Annotated in this window: 1 protein-coding gene; it reads left to right on the plus strand. The window is 66.6% G+C overall.

Features of this window, described 5'->3' with window-relative positions; genetic code table 11:
* The coding region (locus OO258_RS27260) for an amino acid adenylation domain-containing protein (protein ID WP_266034987.1) at positions 1 to 1046 on the plus strand (1046 nt) is incomplete at both ends.

The following is a 1046-nucleotide window of genomic DNA, read 5'->3' on the forward strand; positions in this document are numbered from 1 at the left end:
CCGGATGATCGGGTGGCGATCTGCGTCGAACGTGGCCTGTCGATGGTGGTTGGCCTGCTGGCCATCCTCAAGGCTGGCGGTGCTTATGTGCCGGTAGACCCGGACTACCCGGCCGAGCGCGTGCGCCACATGCTGAGCGATAGCGCGCCGGTGGCGGTGCTGGTGCATGGCGCGACCCGGCATGTGCCGGAAGCGGGCCCGGTCATCGACCTGGACAGGCCGGTGTGGGGCGAATCGCCAGCCAGCAACCCGGTCGTGGCCGGGCTGACGCCGCGCCACCTGGCCTACGTGATCTACACCTCGGGCTCTACGGGGCTGCCGAAAGGCGTGATGAACGCCCATGCCGGGGTGGTCAACCGGCTGTTGTGGATGCAGGACGCCTACGGGCTGGGTGCTGATGACGTGGTGCTGCAGAAGACCCCGTTCAGCTTCGACGTGTCGGTGTGGGAATTCCTCTGGCCGCTGCAAACCGGTGCACGGCTGATCATGGCCCGCCCTGGCGGGCATCGCGACCCTGATTACCTGCGTGAAGTGATTGCCCGCGAACACGTCACCACCCTGCATTTCGTACCCTCGATGCTGGATGTGTTCCTCGCCTCGACAGCCAGCGAACTCCCACAGTTGGTCCGCGTGATCTGTTCGGGGGAGGCCTTGCCGGGCAGTTTGGTGAAGCGCTTCCACGCACAGCTGCCAACGGTCGAACTGCACAACCTGTACGGCCCAACCGAAGCCGCCGTGGATGTCAGCGCCTGGCACTGCGTGACCGCCCCGGACAACACCCCCATCGGCAAACCCATCGCCAACACCACCCTGTACGTGCTCGACGAGCAGCGCCAACCGGTGCCGCAAGGGGTGGCGGGGGAGCTGTACATCGGTGGCGTACAGGTCGCCCGCGGCTACCTCAACCGGGCCGAGCTCACCGCTGAGCGCTTCATCGATGACCCGTTCGTGCCTGGCGGGCGCCTGTACCGTACCGGCGACCTGGCCCGCCACCGGCCAGACGGCAACCTCGAATACCTCGGCCGCAACGATGACCAGGTCAAGCT

Source organism: Pseudomonas sp. DCB_BI (assembly GCF_026240995.1).
In the GTDB taxonomy this organism is placed as follows: domain Bacteria; phylum Pseudomonadota; class Gammaproteobacteria; order Pseudomonadales; family Pseudomonadaceae; genus Aquipseudomonas.